A 17,043-nucleotide genomic window follows, 5' to 3' on the forward strand; every position below is an offset into this window, starting at 1 on the left:
GGCGCGGCGCGCCGCCCCGACGTACGGCGCGAGCACGTCGCGCAACCGGGCCGCGTTGCCCTCGGACAGGTCGATCTCGAACTCCGTCCGGTCCAGGGAGAAGGAGACCGTGCCTTCGGCGTCGCTCCCGTCGAGATCGTCGACGAAGGACACCTGAACCTGCTGAGCCATGGGCACCACATTCTGCGTGAGTCGTTTCCGGAACGGCCCGTTTTTGTCACACCCGAGATCCCGGTGTCAAGTCGACGCGGGGCTTTCCGGAAATATCACAGCCGGTCCACATGAATGGCCGGGAACTCAGAGTCGCGAGACGCGCACGTAGTCGACCTGCATGGTCTGCGGGAAGTCGCTGCCGTCGATGGCGCCGCCGCCGTCGCCCCCCATGGCGTTGTTGATGATGAGGAACATCGGCTGCGTGGGAACGGCCTCGGTCTGGGTGCAGGTGGTCTTGCCGTCGACCTTCCAGACCAGCGTCTTCGCGTGCCACGTCAGCGTGTAGACGTGCCAGTTCTCGCTGGCGTCGGAGACGTTCGGCTTGCACGTCTTGAACCCGCTGTCGCCGGAGATGACGTTCTGCCAGTTCACCGTCGGACCGCTGGACTTGAACTCGGCGATGTCGACCTCGTCGGAGCCGGGGTTCGGCCAGTCGCAGCCGCCGAAGTTCTCGTCAGAGGTCATCGTGGCGGCCTGGCAGTCGGCGCCGAGCAGCCACTGAGCGGGCCAGGACCCCTTACCGCCCGCCTGCCGCGCGCGGATCTCGATGGTGCCGTAGGTGAGGTTGAAGTCCTTCCACTGCACCATGCCGGAGGTGTACTTGTAGCCCTTACAGGACGAATCCACCTTCGAGGTGATCTGCAGGTATCCGTCGGCCTCTGAGACGTTCCCGGGGATGTAGCACTGGGCCTCGTTGTTGCTGGCGTCGCCGCCGCGGTCGACGATTCCCCACTTCGACGTGTCGACCGTGGTGCCGTCGAACTCGTCGTCGAAGAGGTACTTGCTCGTCGTGGCGGGGGCCGGGCTCGTGGTGGGGGCGGCGCCGGCCGTCGGAGTGGGTGCCGGCGCGGGTGCGGAGATGGGTGCCGGAGCCGGGGTGGCCGTGCCCGTGGCGGGCGCCACCGCGCCTGCGGAAGGAGGAGTGGAAGGAGGTGCATCCGCATTCGCCGGAGCTGCGAGAAATGCGCCCGCGACACCCAGGCTGAGCACAGCGGTGATGATCGGCGTGATGCGCATTGCTGGTTCCCCCTTGATGGAAACACGAACAACGAATTGCCGGGCGACCCCGAACGCAATTCGTGAAAAAATGCTGCGACGACCACGCTAGGTCAGCCCGTCAAGATCGGCAACACACGAACGGGTGGCTGGTGGGACCTATGGGGTGCGTGTGACTCGCTCGGTCACGGTGGGCAGCGGTCGTGTGTGGTCCCCGTCATCCCGTTGTTCAGCGGCCGAGCCGCCGGATCCACGCCCGCCACGCACCGCCGGGGGTGCGCCGAGGTTGATGCAACCCATCGACGCGGGCATCCGGAAGGGCCTCACCGATCGATCACCACGACGTCGAGCAGATCATCGACTTCGTGTTCATCGCCGGCATGGATCGGATCATCGGCCGGTTCCACGCCGCGATCCTGACCGAGGTCGACGAGACACCCTCGCCGCAGTGGCGCCGTCATGTCCCGCGTCCCGCTCCCGCAGGGGCCGCGGGACGCGAGCTCGATGAGCCGAGCGACGCCGCCCGCGGGCCCCGCCGCCCGCCGTCGGTGATCAGGTGCCGGTCGGCACCTCGAGCCGGTAGCCGTGGCCGCGCAGCGTCACGATGGCGGGCACCACGCCCGCCTCCGCGTAGTCCGCGAGCCTGCGGCGCAGGCCGGCGACGTGCACGTCGAGCGTCTTGGTGGAGCCGAACCAGTGCTCGTCCCAGACGTCGGCCATCAGCGTCTGCCGGCTGACCGCCGCGCCCGGCTCGACCGCGAGCCGCGCGAGCAGGTCGTACTCCTTCGCCCGCAACGGGATCTCGTGCCCGTTCACGCGGACGCGGCGGGCCGCCGTGTCGAGGACGAGGTCCCCGACCGGCGCGCACGGCGACGGAGTGGAGGCCGCGGCGTCGCGGCGCAGGTGGGCGCGGACGCGCGCGTGCAGCTCGGCGAGCCGGACGGGCTTCGTCAGGTAGTCGTCAGCGCCGGCCTCCAGCCCCACCACGACGTCCATCTCCTCGGTGCGGGCGGTGAGGATGACGATGACGGTCGTCGGCGAGAAGGTGCGCAGCTTCCGGCAGACCTCCACGCCGTCGAGGTCGGGGAGCCCCAGGTCGAGCAGCACGAGATCGGCTCCGCTCTCGGCGGCCCGCAGCGCGCCCCGCCCGGTGCGCTCCCACGTCACGTCGTGGTCGTGCGCACGCAGGCTGGCCTGCAGGGCAGCGCCGATCGTCGCGTCGTCCTCCACCACCAGCAGCCGGGCCGTGACCATCTAGGTCGCCGGCCGGGTGCGGAGGTGCGCACGTTGCAGCGCCGCCACCCCGACCACGATCGCGGCCAGCAGCACCAGCGTGATCGCGCCCGTGCCGAGATCCAGCCCGCCGCGCCCGGGGGGCACCGCGATCCAGTCCGCGAACGACGCGCCCAGCGGGCGGGTCAGAACGTAGGCGATCCAGAACGTGAGGACCGGGTTCGCGCCCCACCGGTATGCGACCGCGGGCACCGCGATGGCCACGGCGAAGAGCACCCCGGAGCCGAGGTAGCCCAGGTGCAGCGTGGTGGCGGTCAGGTCGCCCGCCGCCGTGCCCAGCGCGAACGTCGCGAGCACCGTGGCCCAGTAGAAGAGCTCGCGGCGGACGGTGCTGATGCTGTGGATGTCGAGGGTGTGCTCGACGGCGTGCCAGACGGCCAGGATCGCGGCGACGGCCACGGCGAACGCGGTGGTCGACACGGCGTAGGGGACGCCGAGCCCGATGTGCAGGACGTCGGCGGCCATCGTGCCGAAGACGCTGACCATCGCGACCGCCGCCCAGTAGAGCCACGGGCGGTACTGGCGGGTCGCGACCTGGACCGCCAGCAGCGCGACCAGCACGATCCCGGACAGGCCCACCACGACCACGGGATCGAACGTCTTCGCGAGGTGGTCCGACGCGGTCTCCCCCATGCCGGTGGTCAGCACCTTGACCACCCAGAAGGCGAGCGTGACGGCGGGAACCTTCACCGCTGTTCTCAGGGGGCGGTCGGTCACGGGCGTGCTGCTCACGGGCGGCTCCAGGTGTGTCGGGGATGGGGCGCGGACGTCGGGGAGATCGCTCCGGCCACCACCACCGTTGCGCCGTCCGCGCGGGTTTTGCCGTCGGCACGCCGCTTCTTGCCGAGTTCTAACCTGCGCATGACCGGTTCTCGCCCCGCGCGTTCCTACTGTCGGGGTCGTGACCACCGACCTCGCCCTCAACCCGCTCAGCGCCACCGACCTCCTGACGTCCTTCGGCACGCTCGGGGTCTTCGTCGTGCTGTTCGCGGAGACGGGTCTGCTGATCGGGTTCTTCCTCCCCGGGGACTCGCTGCTGTTCACCGCGGGCCTGCTGTGTGCGACCGGTGCGGCCGGCCTGCACCTCCGCCTGCCGTGGGTGCTGCTCGCGGCGGTGGCGGGTGCGCTGCTCGGGGCCCAGGTCGGGTTCCTCATCGGACGCCGGGCCGGGGCGGCGCTGCAGGCCCGGTCCGGACAGCCGCGCGTGGTGGCCGGCATGCGGCGCGCCGAGGAGCTGTTCACGCGCTACGGGCCGGCCAAGGCGATCGTGCTGGCCCGGTTCATCCCCGTGGTGCGCACCGTGCTCAACCCCGTCGCCGGCGCGCTCGGCACGCCTGCCCGGACGTTCACCCTGTGGCAGGCGGTCGGCGGCGTCGTCTGGACGGTCGGGCTCGTGCTGGCCGGGTACGGGCTGGGCGCGTTCGTCCCCGGGGTCGACGCCTACCTGCTGCCCGTGATCGCCGTGATCGTGATCGTGTCGCTGGTCCCGCTGGCGCGCGAGCTGCTGCGGGAGCGGAAGCGGCGCTCCGACCGGGCGCGGTGACGTGGCGCCCGCCCGCATCGTGTATGCGGCGGCGTGCTCTGCTGGACACATGCGCGGTCGGATTGTAGGTCTCACCGTCGCGGCCGCCGTGCTCGCGATCGTCCTGTTCGGCGCGCCGCTGGCCGCAGGCGTGGTGGCCTACCTGCTGGGCGACGAGCGTGCCGAGCTCGAGCGCGCGGCCGACGTCGCCGCGATCACCGTGGCCGCGGACATCGCGTCCGGCAGACCCGTCACCGGCTTCGCCAAGCTCAAGGCCGCCGACCCGGAGGAGGGCGACCTCGCCGTCTACGACGCTGCGGGAGTCCGGGTCCTCGGAACTGGTCCCGCCACCGCCGATGGGCCGGTGCGGGCCGCCACGGGCGCCGACCCGGTTGCCGGCGACATGGGCGGCGGTCTGGTCGGCGACCTCGTCGTCGCCGTGCCCGTGGACGTCGGCGGCGCGCCGCGCATGGTCGTGCGGGCGTCCACCTCGCGCTCGGAGGTCTACCTGCGCGCCGGGGCGGTCTGGCTGGTGATGCTGGGGCTGGCGGTCGTCGCGGCCGGCGCGGTGTGGGTGCTCGCCCGTCGCTTCGCGGCGCGACTGGCCGGCCCGCTCGAGGAGCTCGCCGTCGCCGCCCGCCGCCTCGGCGACGGCGACTTCAGTGTCCGCGGGCCGCACAGCGGCGTCCCCGAGATCGATGCGGTCGGCGCGGCGCTCGACAGCACCGCCCACCGGCTCGGGGCCCTCCTCGACCGCGAGCGCGCCTTCTCCGCCGACGCCTCGCACCAGCTGCGCACTCCGCTGGCCGGGCTGCGGCTGACGCTGGAGTCGGCGCTCGAGGAGCCCGGGAGCGACCCGCGGGCCGCTCTGGCCGCCGGTCTGGCGGCCACCGACCGCCTCCAGGCCACGATCGACGACCTGCTCGCGCTCGCCCGCGACACCCCGCGCGCCGCGGCCCGTGACAGTGCCGCCCGGCTCGACCTGGACGCGCTGCTCGACGAGCTCCGTGAGCAGTGGCGCGCGCTGGCGAACGACCGCGAGCTCGTGATCGACCACCGTCCGGACGCGCCGACGTCCTGGGCGTCCACCGCCGCCGTCCGGCAGGTGCTCGCCGTGCTGCTCGACAACGCCGACGCCCATGGCCGCGGCTCGGTGACCGTCACCGTCCGGGACACGGGTGGTGCGCTGGCCGTCGACGTGACCGACGAGGGGCCGGGTGTCGACCGGCCCGAGACGGAGCTGTTCGTCCGGCGGTCGTCCGGGGCGGAGAGGCACGGGATCGGGCTGGCGCTGGCGCGCAGCCTCGCCGAGGCCGAGGGCGGCAGGCTGCGGCTCACCCGGCCCGCGCCCCCGACGTTCACGCTCCTGCTCCCCGGCGAGCGGCACTGACTCGGCGGGCACCGACTCGACAGGCACCACCCCGGCGCCGGTCTCAGGCTGTTGGCACCTGGTCCGTCGACGCCTCCCGCCGGGCCGCGCGCAGGCGCACCACGAGCCACGGGAAGCACGCGACGGCCACCACGAAGCGGGCCACGTTCCACCACAGCGTCTGCGGCAGCAGCGTGGACGCGGCGGCGGCGACGCAGGCCGCGGCGATGGTGAGCAGCAGGGCCGGCGGCGTCCGGTCGAGGTGTGGCAGCCGCGGGACGGCGCGGCGCAGCAGCAGCGCCTCCAGCGCGAACGCGACGGTCGTGGCCAGTGCCGCGCCCGCGATCCCGATCACCGGTAGCAGCAGCACGTTGAGCACCATGTTCAAGCCCGCGGCCGCCCCGGACACGAGCGCGAGGGGCTTGCCCCGGCGCTCGGTGACGAGCAGCCGGCCGGTGGCGTTGCTCGCGGCGAACGAGAACGCCGAGAGCGCCACGAGGTACACGACGATGAGCAGGGAGTCGGGCTCGAACGTGGCCGGGGCCACGATGCGCAGCAGCACCGGCGCCGCGAGCGTGATGCCGAGGATCACCGGCACGAGGAGCTTGTAGAGCTCGTCGCGGCTCTGCGCGATCACGCGGCAGCGCTCGGTGAGGTCGTGGATGGCGGAGATGCGCGGCGTCCAGGCCTGGCCGGTGTAGCCGATGAGCATCACCACGACGTACCCGACGGTGTAGGCCACCTGGTAGCGGCCGGTCTCGCCGGAGCCGAGGATGCGCTGGATGAGCACGCGGTCGCCCGCGTTGAGGATCAGGCCGAACAGCACCGTGATCATCAGGGGGATGCCGAGCTTGACCGCGCGCCAGGTGGCAGCCCGGTCGAACAGCCCGCGCAGCGCCGGGCGGGTGAACGCGATGCCGAGCCCCATCGCGAGGTACTGGCTGATGACCGTGCCCCACGCGTAGACGTCGGCGGAGGCGCCGAGGCCGAGCACCAGCCCGATGCCGAAGATCTGGCCGCCCACGGCGGAGAGCACACTGAGCACGGCGAACCGCGGGAAGCGGTCCTGGCTCATCAGCAGGCCCATCATCAGCTGCCCCGCCGACGCCGGCAGCGTCCAGAGCACCATCGCGACGACCAGCGGCGAGAAGCCGCTGAAGCCCAGGACGGGGGCCCAGAGCGGGCCCGTCACGTACACCACGGCCATCAGGACGGCGGCCAGTACGGTGCCGACCGTGACGAGACCCCGGGCGACGCGGTCGTCGCCGTCCTCGGCGTGCTGCTGCACGAGTGCCTGGTCGAGGCCGATGACGGCGAACACGACGAGTAGTTGGTGCACCGCGATCGCCGTGGCGAGCTGGCCGAAGTCGGACGGGCCGAGCAGGTGCGCGAGCACGGGGGAGACGAGCGTGGCGCCGACGATCTGGAGCGACCACACCACGACGTAGAGCAGTCCGCGTCCGAACAGCCCGGACATGGCGCTGTCGCCCCCGGCCGTCACGGCGGGCAGGACCACGGTCTCGGCCGCCCAGACGTCGGGCCGGCGTGCGGCCGCGGGCCGCGGCGACACGACGGGCACGGGGACCGTGGGTGCCGCGGCGCCGGGCGCCGGGTCCGGGGACGCCGGGCCCCGCCGCGCCTGCTGACCGGCCCGGTGCCGGGCTCCACCACTCCTACGGTAGGGCTGGGGGTCTGCTCCGGCACTCAGCGGGAATCGGCCGTTCTCCTCGGGGCGGGCGGGGCGAAGACGTGTGGGGCGAACCGCTCGGTGAGCACGGCAACGGTAGGCCGTCGGCTGCCGTGCGCATGAGGTAGGTGCGCCCGGGCACGCGCGACCCGTCAGCGCGCAGCGGTGGCCTCGTCGGTGCCGTAGCCGTTGCGAGCGTGACGTCACTGCCTCTCGTCGCCGAGCTCGGAGAGGATGAGCGCGCCGACCTCGGCGGCGTGCGGCTCACGCATGAGCGAGCTGTGCTCGGCGTCGATCTCGACGATCTTGAACGAGCCGCCGGCGATGGAGATCCAGGCATCCGGGCCGTCGGGGTTGTTGTCGCCGAGGACGAGCAGCGTGGGTGTGGTGAACGGGCGCAGCGCGTACTTGCGCGCGACCAGCCCGGTGTGGTCGAAGAACGCGTCGAACTGCTTCTGCCCGGAGAACGGGACTACGCCTGCGAGCCGGGCCCGGACGCGCTCGCCGAGCTGGTCGAGCTCGGGCAGACCGTCGGGCAGCACGGTCTCGAGCCGGGTGCGCACGGTGCCCGCGACCGCGCCGGCGACCTTGTCGACGCCGCGGCGCAGCACCGTCTTCTTCGCCGGCCGCAGCGCCGTGACCGCCGACGGCTGCGAGGACGCGTGCGGCGCGAGCGGCCCCTGGGAGCTCTTGGGCTGGTAGGTGTCGAGCAGCGTGACGTGCTGGACGATCTGCCCGGCCGCCTCGAGCTGGCGGGCGACCTCGAGTGCGACGAGTCCGCCGAACGAGTGCCCGATCAGGATGTAGGGGCCGCGGGGCTGGATGACGCGCATGAGCTGCAGGGCGCGGGAGGCGGCGGCTTCGACGGACCTGTCGGGGATGGCGCGCTGTTCGAGGCCGTGGGCCTGGAAGGAGTAGACGGGACGGTCGCCGAGGTGGCGCGCGATGGGGCCGAAGGTCAGTGCGAGGGAGCCGCCGCCGACGAAGCAGAAGGCGGGGGTGCGAGTGCCGCCGGTGCGCAGGGCGACGACGTCGGGGTGGCTGGGCAGGGACACGGAGCCGAGGGTGACGCGCTGGGTGAACTGGCGCAGCGTGGGGGCTTCGACGAGGTCGGAGGAGACCAGCGCGATGCCGAGGCGGTCGTCGACGAGGGTGAGCATCTCCTCGGCGGTCAGCGAGTCGCCGCCGAGCTCCATGAAGTCGTCGTCGAGGCCGACGGAGTCGAGACCGAGGACCTCGCCCCACAGGTCGGCGAGCACGATCTCCCACTGGGTGGTGGGGGGTGCGGTCGCGGACTTCAGCTCGGCGGCGGGGAGGGCCTGGCGGTCGACCTTGCCGCGTTCGTTCCGCGGCAGGGAGGCGACCTGGACGATGGCGGAGGGCACCATGTACTCGGGCAGCCGCTCGCGCAGGCGGCGGCGGATCATGGCGGGGGACTCGGCGCGGTAGCGGGTGTCGGCGGCGACGTAGGCGACGAGGTAGCTGGATGCGGGCGGCCGGACGACGGCGAGGACCGCGACCTCGCTGACGGCGTCGGAGTCGAGGATGGCGGCTTCGACCTCGCTGGGGTCGACGAGGTAGCCGCGGATCTTGACCGCGGCGTCGGTGCGTCCGGCGAAGCTGAGGACGCCGTTCTCGACGCGGCCCATGTCGCCGGGGCGGCAGAAGCGCCGTCCGTGGTCGTCGCGGCCGAACTTGAGCGCCTCGGCCTCGGGGTTGCGCCAGTACCCGCCGGCCAGGTAGTCCGACGCCACCAGCAGCTCGCCGACCTCGCCCGGGGTGACGGGGGCGCCGTCCTCCTTCAGGACGCGCAGCTCCTTGTTGGCGACGACCCGGCCGGCCGGGACCGCGCCGTCCAGCACGGTGGCGCCGTCGGGGATCTCGAAGAACGAGAGGTTGCCGACCTCGGACGAGCCGGTCCAGTTGAAGAACGACGCACCCGGCTGCAGATGCGGGCGCAGGGCGTCGTAGTCGCGCCAGTACACGGCCTCGCCGACCGTGGCCACGAGCCGCACCGTGTCCAGCGTCTGCCCGGGCGACAGCGCGCCGACCAGCGAGCGCAGCAGGTGGGGCGTGCAGTTGAGCATGGTGAGCCCCTGGCCGGTGATCCACGGCTCGAGCCCGCGGACACCGCGGTCGCGCGGGTCGTAGGCCCAGATGCCGGCGCCGTTGAGCAGCGCCATCAGCATCAGCGTGAACCCGGCGGCGAACGACAGCGGCAGTACCTGGGTGACGCGGTCGTCGGGGCCGATACCGAAGACGTTCGAGCCGGCATAGGCGTCGTTGAGCGAGTAGCCGTGGGTGGTGACGACGCCCTTCGGCTTCCCCGTGGACCCCGAGGTGAACACGATGCACATCGGGTCGCCCAGGCGCGCGGGCGGCACGGCGGCCAGCGCGGCGCGGTCGGCGGCGCAAGCGGCGGTGTCGGCGGGGTCGACGCCCGCGGCCATCTCGTCGAGCCGCAGCGTGGTGGGGATGCCCAGCTCGGCGGCGAGGCCGGCGTGGTCGGCGTCGGTGACGCAGACGGTGCTGCCGGCGAGCTCGACGATCTGGCGCAGCCGCTCCACGGGCAGATGCGCGTCGAGCGCGACGAGGATGCGCCCGGCCTTCATCACCGACCACAGTCCGACGATGCCCTCGGCGCCGTGGTCGAGCACGGTGATCACCGGGGTGCCGTCGGCGGGCGCGGCGGCGAGCAGCTTCGCGGCGACGGCGTCGCTGATCGCGTCGACCTGGGCGAAGGTGAAGCTCGCGCCCGGGGAGCTGATCGCGGGGGCGTCCCCGAGGGCCTTCGCGACCAGCCGCCAGCGCTCGACCACCGACTCCACCTCACCGGGAACGGTGAGTGGTTGCAGTTCCGAGGTGCTGGTGGCGATCGTCATTCTCGGCTCTCCTGGTTTCTGACCCTGGTTTCGTGGCTGACCGTGCAGCCGCAGTTCGTCTGGACCGGGCCGTGATTGTTCCGGTGCGCATGCTGCTCCGTCGCAGCGGGGTCGATGGCGCCGTTTTCCGTGCGTCGGCAACATCTGGTCACCACCGGGGAGCGGGCGACCGAGCGTGCCGTTGTCGGGGGTCGAAAGAGTAGCGCACCCGCGGGAAGCGACCCCGCTCGTCGGTGACCGCCGGGCGACGGTCGCCGACGGTTCAGCGACGGGCCGGGCGGCACCGGCTCAGTGCATCCGACAGTCGACCACTGACCTGCTCGTTCTCACCCGTACGGCGCACCGGGCCCTTGCCCTGCGCGGAGCGTGACCCTCGGCCCGGACGCCCGTTCCGCACCCCGTGTCCGGCCCCGTCCGGAGGACACCCGGCTGGTCGGGCTCCGGGACGTGACGTGTCGGGCCGCCGAACCGCACGATGCCGGTGAACCGGACACGGCACCCGTCGTGGTGCCCGCGACCGGGGTTCCTCAGCGGGCACTCAGGGGGCGTCGCCTACGCTTCCGCACCGTGCCCGATCGCCGTCGACTCCTGGTGACCGGCCGCCATTCCCGGAGTCTTCCGGCACCGCCCGATCGGCGTCCGCGCATTTGTCGCGGGCACATTCGGACGATTGTCGAGGTGTCCGGTCCAGGCGGTTCCCGAAAGGTGCGCACGACATGACGACCACCGCTCCGCGGACCCGGTTATCGCCGGCCTCCGCGGTGTGCGCGATCGTCGTCGCGGGCCTGCTGATGAGCCTGGTCGTGCTGTGCTGCTGTGCCGGGGAGGCCGCGGGCGGCGCGACGGAGCACGGGGGCGCGTCGCTCGCGGCGACGTCCACCCCGTCCGTCCACGCCGCCGTGATCGACGCGCGGACGGTCGGCACGGGCTCGACGACCGCCGGCCACGCCTCCCGTACGCCCGGTGGCCGGGGCGACGTCACCGGCGACGGGGCCGGGAGCGCGGACCACGGGTGCAGGCACCCCGCGGCGATCGTGACGGCATCCCCCCTGTTCTCGCGGGACCTCGCGGTCGCGACGGTCCCCCGGCTGCCGTCGGGGCACGCCGCCGCCGCAGGGTCGGCGGACGCCACCGGGCGCCCCGCGGCACGGGCGCCCGCACCCCATCTCCTCTGCGTGATGCGCACGTAGGCCGAGGGCCGTCCCGAGGCGATTCCCGTGCTGGTCGCGGGGTCGTCCCGCTCCCTCGTCTCCACACCGATCGCACGGCCGCGCCGTCCGGGCGCCCTCGATCGATGCCGCCTTCTTCCTTTCCGCAGGAGTCACCCGATGTCAGTCAGAGACCACCCGTCCACGGACGTCATGGATCCGATTCCGCCGCCGGAGGACCCGGTCCCGCCCCTGCGGGGCGACACGCTGGGGCGCTGGGCCCTCGGCGTGGTCGGGGTCGTCGCGGTGCTGTCCGTGGTGCGCGCGGTCCTGCCGATGCCCTGGCTCGGCGACATCTGGCGCCCCGCCGACACGGCCAGCATCGCCCACAACTTCTACGTGGGCGGGATGAACATCTTCCTGCCCCAGATCGACTGGGGCGGGGCGGGCCCCGGCTACGTCGAGGCCGAGCTGCAGATCCTGCCGTGGATCTCGGCCGCGCTCTACCACGTGGTCGGCGAGCACGCCTGGGTCGGCCGCCTGGTGTCGCTGGCGGTCACGCTCGGTGGCGTGGCGGTCTTCTGGGCGCTGATCAAGCGGCTGGTGCCCGCCCGCACGGCGCGGTGGGCGCTCATCGCATACATGGTGTCGCCCGCGGTGATGACCTACGGCAACGCGTTCATGCCCGACGTCACGGTGCTGTTCTTCTACCTGCTCACGCTGCTGTTCTTCCAGCGCTGGCTGGCGCAGGACCGCCTGGTCTGGCTCGTCTCCGCTGCCGCCGCGGCGTCGCTGGCGGCGCTGGCCAAGCCCACCTCGCTGCACGTCTTCCTGATCCTGCTGATCTGGCTGCTGATCTCCGCGCGCGATCGGCTGCGCAGGCCCTCGCTCTACGTGGCCGGGGTGGCGTCGCTCATCCTGCCCGCGGCGTGGCTCTGGTACTCGCACGAGCTGTACGTGCAGTACGGCAACACGTTCGGCGTGATCTCGGGTGGCGACAGCAAGTTCGGCACCATCGCCATCTGGACGTCGTCGCTGTTCTGGACCGGCAACATCACCATCGAGGCCACCCTGATCTACGGCATCGTCGGTGTTCCGATCGCGCTGCTGGGCGCCTGGCTGGCCCGGAAGGCCCGTGGTCCGGTGATCCTCGCGGCCGGGTTGCCCGCGCTGATCGTCTTCTACTTCGCGGTGGGGCGTTACAGCTCCGAGCTGGGCCCGCAGTACCACATCTTCTCGCTGCCCTTCGCCGCTCTGCTGATCGGCATCGGCATCGAGGGGGTGGCGCGGTGGCTGCGCGGGCGCGTGTCCGTCGTCGTCCGCGCCGGGCTGGCGGTGGTCGCGGTGCTGCTGCTGTTCGCCCAGAGCGCGCAGATCTTCGCCACCTCGTTCCAGGACGACAGCGGTGCGTACGGCGCGTGCGCCGCCCAGCTCGACCAGGTCTCCAGGCCCGGCGACCTCGTGGTCATCGGCACGACGAGCCTGGCGATCGACAAGGGCACGGCGAACAACTACCAGGAGCCGACGATCTTCTACCTGGCAGGCCGCAAGGGCTGGAGCCTCCCGGCCGACCGGTACCGGTCGTCCTACCTGCAGGACTACGCCGCGCAGGGGGCGAAGTACTTCGTGAACTACGACCCGTCGCTCGCCCCGGCGGGGAGCCAGATCGCCGAGTGGCTCGCGACCGACGCCCGGCAGGTGCGGACGAGCGCCGTGAACGGGTGCGACATCTGGTCACTGCGTCCGGGGACGCGGGCCTGAGTGCCGTGACCGTCCGCCGGCTCGGAGCACTCGGGCCGGCGGACGCGCGGGTGCGGAACCACGCCGGTGCCATCGAGATGGAGATCGTCGACGCACAGCGCGCCGAGATCACCACGATGCGGCAACCGTTGGCCACCGGCTGACGGTGGGTGGGGCCCGTTCATCGATCGTGGGCGGGCCCCGTCGGTCGGCGTTTCGAGAGGCGCAGGGGTTCGCACGCAGGGAGACTCGCGTGCATGACCCGCTTCTCCGCCACCACCGAGTCCGAGGCCGTCGTGGCCGCCGACCGCGCCGCGATCTGGAAGGTGCTCACCGACCCGGTGCTCCTGCCGCAGCTCACGCCGCTGCTGTCGCGGATCGAGACCGACGGGGACCTGTGGCGGTGGCACCTGATCAAGCTGTCGGTGCTCGGCGTGGGGATCAGCCCCGTGTTCACCGAGCGCATGGTCTTCGACGAGGGTCGCCGGATCGACTACACCCACGAGCCGCCGAAGGGCGTCACCGAGCGCACCGGCGCCGAGGGCAGCTACATGCTCTCCGACGTCGAGGGCGGCACCCACCTGGGCATCAGCCTCACGCTCGACGTCGACCTGCCGCTTCCGCGGCTCGCCGCGCCCGGCGTCACGGCGGTCATGAAGGAGACGATGGCGCGGATGGGCGACCGGTTCTCGGCGAACCTCCTGCAGCACCTCGGGGTGTCGGAGGCGAGAAGGTCACAGTGAAACAGTCAGAGGTGACCGATACAGTGCGTCGAGGACGTGGTTTCGGGCTGCAGCGGAGGAGTTCGTCATGCGGGACGCAGTGATCGTGGAGGCGGTGCGCACGCCGGTCGGCAAGCGGGGCGGCGGGCTGTCGGGGGTGCACCCGGTGGACCTGTCGGCGCATGTGCTCAGGTCGCTCGCGGAGCGCTCCGGCGTCGACCCCGCGCTGGTCGACGACGTCATCTGGGGCTGCGTCTCCCAGGCCGGTGAGCAGACCTTCGACATCGGCCGCACGGCGGTGCTCGCGGCGGGCTGGCCGGAGACGGTCACGGGTGTGACGATCGACCGCCAGTGCGGCTCGTCGCAGCAGTCGGTGCACTTCGCCGCCGCGGGCCTGGTCGCGGGGCAGTACGACGTGGTGGTGGCCGGTGGTGTGGAGTCGATGAGCCGAGTGCCGATGGGCTCCACGCTGCAGGGCGCCGACCCCTACGGGGAGGGCTTCCTGGCACGTTTCGACGGTGTCCGCCCGAACCAGGGTGTGGGTGCGGAGATGATCGCCGAGCGGTGGGGCTTCTCCCGCAGGCAGCTCGACGAGTTCTCGGCCGGGTCGCACGAGAAGGCCGCCGCGGCGCAGGACGAGGGCCGGTTCGACGCGCAGATCGTGCCGGTCACCACGCCCGACGGCACGGTGGTGAGCAAGGACGAGGGCATCCGCCGCGGCTCGTCGGTGGAGAGCCTGGCCGGGCTGAAGACGGTGTTCAGGCCCGAGGGCGGAACGATCACCGCGGGCAACAGCTCGCAGATCTCGGACGGCTCGGCGGCGCTGCTGATGATGACCTCGGAGAAGGCCGCCGAGCTGGGACTGACCCCGATCGCCCGCGTGCACACCGCGGTGCTGGCGGGCGCCGACCCGGTGATCATGCTGACCGCGCCGATCCCGGCCACGGTCAAGGCGTTGCGCAAGAGCGGTCTGTCGGTCGACGAGATCGGCGTGTTCGAGGTCAACGAGGCGTTCGCGCCGGTGCCGCTGGCCTGGCTGGCGGACCTCGGGGCGGACGCGAAGTCGCTGAACCCGAACGGTGGCGCGATCGCGCTGGGCCACCCGCTGGGCGGCTCGGGTGCGCGGATCATGACCACGCTGGTGCACCACATGCGCGACAACGGCATCCGCTACGGCCTGCAGACCATGTGCGAGGGCGGCGGCCAGGCCAACGCCACCGTCCTGGAGCTCATCTGATGCCGAACCGTCTCGCCGGCCGCACCATCGTCATGTCCGGCGGCAGCCGCGGCATCGGGCTGGCCATCCTCGTCGCCGCGGCCCGGGAGGGCGCCAACGCCGTCCTCATGGCGAAGACCGATGCCCCCGACCCGCGGCTGCCCGGCACCGTGCACACCGCGGTGGAGGAGATCCAGGCCGCGGGCGGCAAGGCCGTCGCGGTGGTCGGGGACGTCCGCGTCGAGGCCGACGTCGAGCGCGCTGCGGCCACGGCCGTGGAGCAGTTCGGCGGCATCGACATCGTGATCAACAACGCTAGCGCCCTGAACATGGCGGGCACCGAGGCGTTGACGCCGAAGCGGTTCGACCTGATGCAGCAGATCAACTCCCGCGGTACGTTCCTGCTCACGCGGGCCTGCCTGCCGCACCTCAAGGAGTCCGAGGACGCGCAGATCGTCACGCTCTCGCCCCCGATCAACCTGGCGCCGGAGTGGCTGGGGAAGTTTCCGGCCTACATGATCTCGAAGTACGGCATGTCACTGCTGACGCTGGGCTGGGCGGCCGAGTTCGCCCCTGGTGAGGACGGCACCGCGGGTGTGCGGGCGAACTGCCTGTGGCCGCAGACCACGATCGCCACGGCGGCCGTGATCAACCTGCTCGGCGGCGAGGAGGCGGCCGCCCGGTCGCGCACGCCGGAGATCATGGGCGACGCCGCGGTGGCGCTGCTCTGCGATCCGGCGAAGCCCACCGGGCAGACGCTGATCGACGTCGACGTCCTCGCGGCGGCCGGCATCACCGACCTCTCGTCCTACGGCGGCACGGACGACCCGGAGCTGGACTTCTTCGTCGACAAGCGCTAGCAGTCCCATGCCTCGATCGCTGTCAGGGGACGACCGTGGCGGGCGGGCGGCCCTGGGTCCGGCACCCCCACCGCGCTGATCGAGGCGTAGAGGTCGTCAGCCGATCTCTCAGAACGACGGCTGTGCCTCGAGGGTTCTCAGTCCGCCGCGGGGAAGGGCGGGCGGTCGTCGAGGCGGAGCGAGAGCTTCCCGGCCGCCCGCCACGCCCGCGCGGTGACGTCGCGGTCCTCGTCGGTCACGAGATTGCCCATCACCCGCAGGGCCACCGTCATCAGGGCGGTGGAGCGCATCCCCACAGGCCCGGCCAGCGGCAGCAGCTTCGGCAGGGTGAGCAGCCCCGCGAGGCGGCGGGCGATGGAGAACGCCTGGCCGTAGTGGTGGCGCAGGGTGGCGGGCCAGCCCGTGCCCAGATGGCGCTCCTGCACCATCAGCTCGGCCACCAGCCGCCCGGTCTCCAGGCCGTAGTCGATGCCTTCGCCGTTGAGCGGGTTGACGCAGCCCGCGGCGTCGCCGATCAGGGCCCAGTTCGCCCCGGCCACGTTCGACACGGCCCCGCCCATCGGCAGCAGCGCCGACGACGGCGCGCGCACCGGCCCGTCGAGCTGCCAGTCGTCACGCCGGGCGTCGGCGTAGTGCTCGATGAGGCTGCGCAGCCGGATCTGGGCGGGTCGCCTGGCGGTGGCGAGCGTGCCCACCCCGATGTTGACCTCACCGTCCGACAGCGGGAAGACCCACCCATAGCCGGCGAGCACCTCGTCGTCCTCACCCCGCAGCTCCAGGTGCGAGGAGATCCACTCGTCGTCGCTGCGAGCGCTGCGGATGTAGCCGCGCGCGGCCACGCCGAACGCCGTGTCGCGGTGCCACTCCCGGCCCAGCACGCGGCCCAGCGTCGACTTCGCCCCGTCGGCCACCACGAGCCGCCTGCACGCGACGGTGTGCCCGTCGTCGAACACCACCCCGGTGACGCGCCCGCCGCTGCGCTCGACGTCGACGGCACGCGCCCCTTCGTACGGCACGGCGCCGTCCTTGAGCGCCACCTCGCGGATGCGGGCGTCGAGCTCGAGGCGGGGGACGGCACTGCCGTGGCCGGGCAGCGAGCCGCCGGGCCAGGGGAGCAGCAGCTCCTGGCCGAACCCGGCGGCGCGCAGGCCGCGGTTGGTGCCGTGGCCGTCCACCCACTCGCCGAGGCCCAGCTTCTGCAGCTCTGCGATCGCCCGGGGGGTGAGCCCGTCGCCGCAGGCCTTGTCACGGGGGAACACGGCGGCGTCGGCGAGCACGACGTCCAGCCCGGCGCGGGCGGTCCACGCGGCTGCCGCCGACCCGGCAGGTCCGGCTCCCACGACGAGGACGTCGGTGCTGCTCGGCGGTGCGGGGAGCGTGGCGTCGGCGGGCATG

Annotated in this window: 16 protein-coding genes; 8 read left to right on the forward strand and 8 right to left on the reverse strand. The window is 72.5% G+C overall.

Going from position 1 to position 17,043, the window contains the following annotated elements; translation table 11 throughout:
* The 5 genes from JWR81_RS31050 to JWR81_RS31070 all read right to left on the reverse strand — a co-directional run.
* A partial coding sequence (locus JWR81_RS31050; protein ID WP_297661104.1) for an Lsr2 family protein occupies nucleotides 1–171 on the reverse strand: 171 nt, incomplete at its 3' end.
* 126 nt (nucleotides 172–297) lie between these two features.
* Entirely contained in the window at nucleotides 298–1,116 is an 819-nt protein-coding gene (locus tag JWR81_RS31055) for a glycoside hydrolase family 16 protein (protein ID WP_297661056.1), read from the reverse strand.
* 416 nt (nucleotides 1,117–1,532) lie between these two features.
* Nucleotides 1,533–1,670: a hypothetical protein gene (locus JWR81_RS31060; protein ID WP_297661058.1), complete on the reverse strand. Its 138-nt coding sequence runs from the start codon at nucleotides 1,668–1,670 to the stop codon at nucleotides 1,533–1,535.
* A gap of 91 nt (nucleotides 1,671–1,761) precedes the next feature.
* On the reverse strand, nucleotides 1,762–2,463 hold the full coding sequence (locus JWR81_RS31065; RefSeq protein WP_297661061.1) for a response regulator transcription factor: 702 nt from the start codon (nucleotides 2,461–2,463) through the stop codon (nucleotides 1,762–1,764).
* Complete coding sequence (locus tag JWR81_RS31070; RefSeq protein ID WP_297661062.1) at nucleotides 2,464–3,234, reverse strand: hypothetical protein; 771 nt, start codon at nucleotides 3,232–3,234, stop codon at nucleotides 2,464–2,466.
* A 169-nt stretch (nucleotides 3,235–3,403) separates the two neighbouring features.
* Between JWR81_RS31070 and JWR81_RS31075 the strand changes: the two genes are divergently transcribed.
* Both JWR81_RS31075 and JWR81_RS31080 read left to right on the forward strand, forming a co-directional pair.
* A complete protein-coding gene (locus JWR81_RS31075; RefSeq protein ID WP_297661064.1) occupies nucleotides 3,404–4,045 on the forward strand; it encodes a DedA family protein in 642 nt (213 codons plus the stop codon).
* A gap of 49 nt (nucleotides 4,046–4,094) precedes the next feature.
* A complete protein-coding gene (locus tag JWR81_RS31080; protein WP_297661066.1) occupies nucleotides 4,095–5,414 on the forward strand; it encodes a HAMP domain-containing sensor histidine kinase in 1,320 nt (439 codons plus the stop codon).
* Between the two features lie 43 nt (nucleotides 5,415–5,457).
* On the opposite strand, the gene JWR81_RS31085 is transcribed toward JWR81_RS31080, so the two are convergent.
* Together JWR81_RS31085 and JWR81_RS31090 are read right to left on the reverse strand one after the other, a co-directional pair.
* Complete coding sequence (locus tag JWR81_RS31085) at nucleotides 5,458–6,972, reverse strand: lipopolysaccharide biosynthesis protein (protein WP_297661067.1); 1,515 nt, start codon at nucleotides 6,970–6,972, stop codon at nucleotides 5,458–5,460.
* Between the two features lie 311 nt (nucleotides 6,973–7,283).
* Entirely contained in the window at nucleotides 7,284–9,962 is a 2,679-nt protein-coding gene (locus JWR81_RS31090; protein WP_297661068.1) for a non-ribosomal peptide synthetase, read from the reverse strand.
* 716 nt (nucleotides 9,963–10,678) lie between these two features.
* Between JWR81_RS31090 and JWR81_RS31095 the strand changes: the two genes are divergently transcribed.
* The 6 genes from JWR81_RS31095 to JWR81_RS31120 all read left to right on the forward strand — a co-directional run bounded on the left by JWR81_RS31095 (nucleotide 10,679) and on the right by JWR81_RS31120 (nucleotide 15,648).
* Nucleotides 10,679–11,152, forward strand: a complete 474-nt coding sequence (locus JWR81_RS31095; RefSeq protein WP_297661069.1) for a hypothetical protein — start codon at nucleotides 10,679–10,681, stop codon at nucleotides 11,150–11,152.
* Between the two features lie 138 nt (nucleotides 11,153–11,290).
* Nucleotides 11,291–12,871, forward strand: coding sequence for a glycosyltransferase family 39 protein (locus JWR81_RS31100; RefSeq protein ID WP_297661070.1), 1,581 nt, complete (start codon nucleotides 11,291–11,293; stop codon nucleotides 12,869–12,871).
* Between the two features lie 5 nt (nucleotides 12,872–12,876).
* Nucleotides 12,877–13,014: a hypothetical protein gene (locus JWR81_RS31105; RefSeq protein WP_297661071.1), complete on the forward strand. Its 138-nt coding sequence runs from the start codon at nucleotides 12,877–12,879 to the stop codon at nucleotides 13,012–13,014.
* A 93-nt stretch (nucleotides 13,015–13,107) separates the two neighbouring features.
* Nucleotides 13,108–13,593: an SRPBCC family protein gene (locus tag JWR81_RS31110; protein WP_297661072.1), complete on the forward strand. Its 486-nt coding sequence runs from the start codon at nucleotides 13,108–13,110 to the stop codon at nucleotides 13,591–13,593.
* Between the two features lie 67 nt (nucleotides 13,594–13,660).
* Nucleotides 13,661–14,809 (forward strand): thiolase family protein, encoded by a 1,149-nt coding sequence (locus JWR81_RS31115; protein WP_297661073.1) that lies wholly within the window; start codon nucleotides 13,661–13,663, stop codon nucleotides 14,807–14,809.
* Nucleotides 14,809–15,648 carry an NAD(P)-dependent oxidoreductase gene (locus tag JWR81_RS31120; RefSeq protein ID WP_297661074.1) on the forward strand — a complete coding sequence of 280 codons (840 nt, stop codon included), beginning with the start codon at nucleotides 14,809–14,811 and terminating at the stop codon, nucleotides 15,646–15,648. Before JWR81_RS31115 ends, JWR81_RS31120 begins: the two co-directional genes overlap by 1 nt.
* A 137-nt stretch (nucleotides 15,649–15,785) precedes the next feature.
* On the opposite strand, the gene JWR81_RS31125 is transcribed toward JWR81_RS31120, so the two are convergent.
* Nucleotides 15,786–17,042 carry a geranylgeranyl reductase family protein gene (locus JWR81_RS31125; protein WP_297661076.1) on the reverse strand — a complete coding sequence of 419 codons (1,257 nt, stop codon included), beginning with the start codon at nucleotides 17,040–17,042 and terminating at the stop codon, nucleotides 15,786–15,788.
* Nucleotide 17,043 lies beyond the last annotated feature (1 nt).

The sequence above is a fragment of the Pseudonocardia sp. genome (assembly GCF_025965585.1).
Taxonomy (GTDB): Bacteria; Actinomycetota; Actinomycetes; order Mycobacteriales; family Pseudonocardiaceae; genus Pseudonocardia.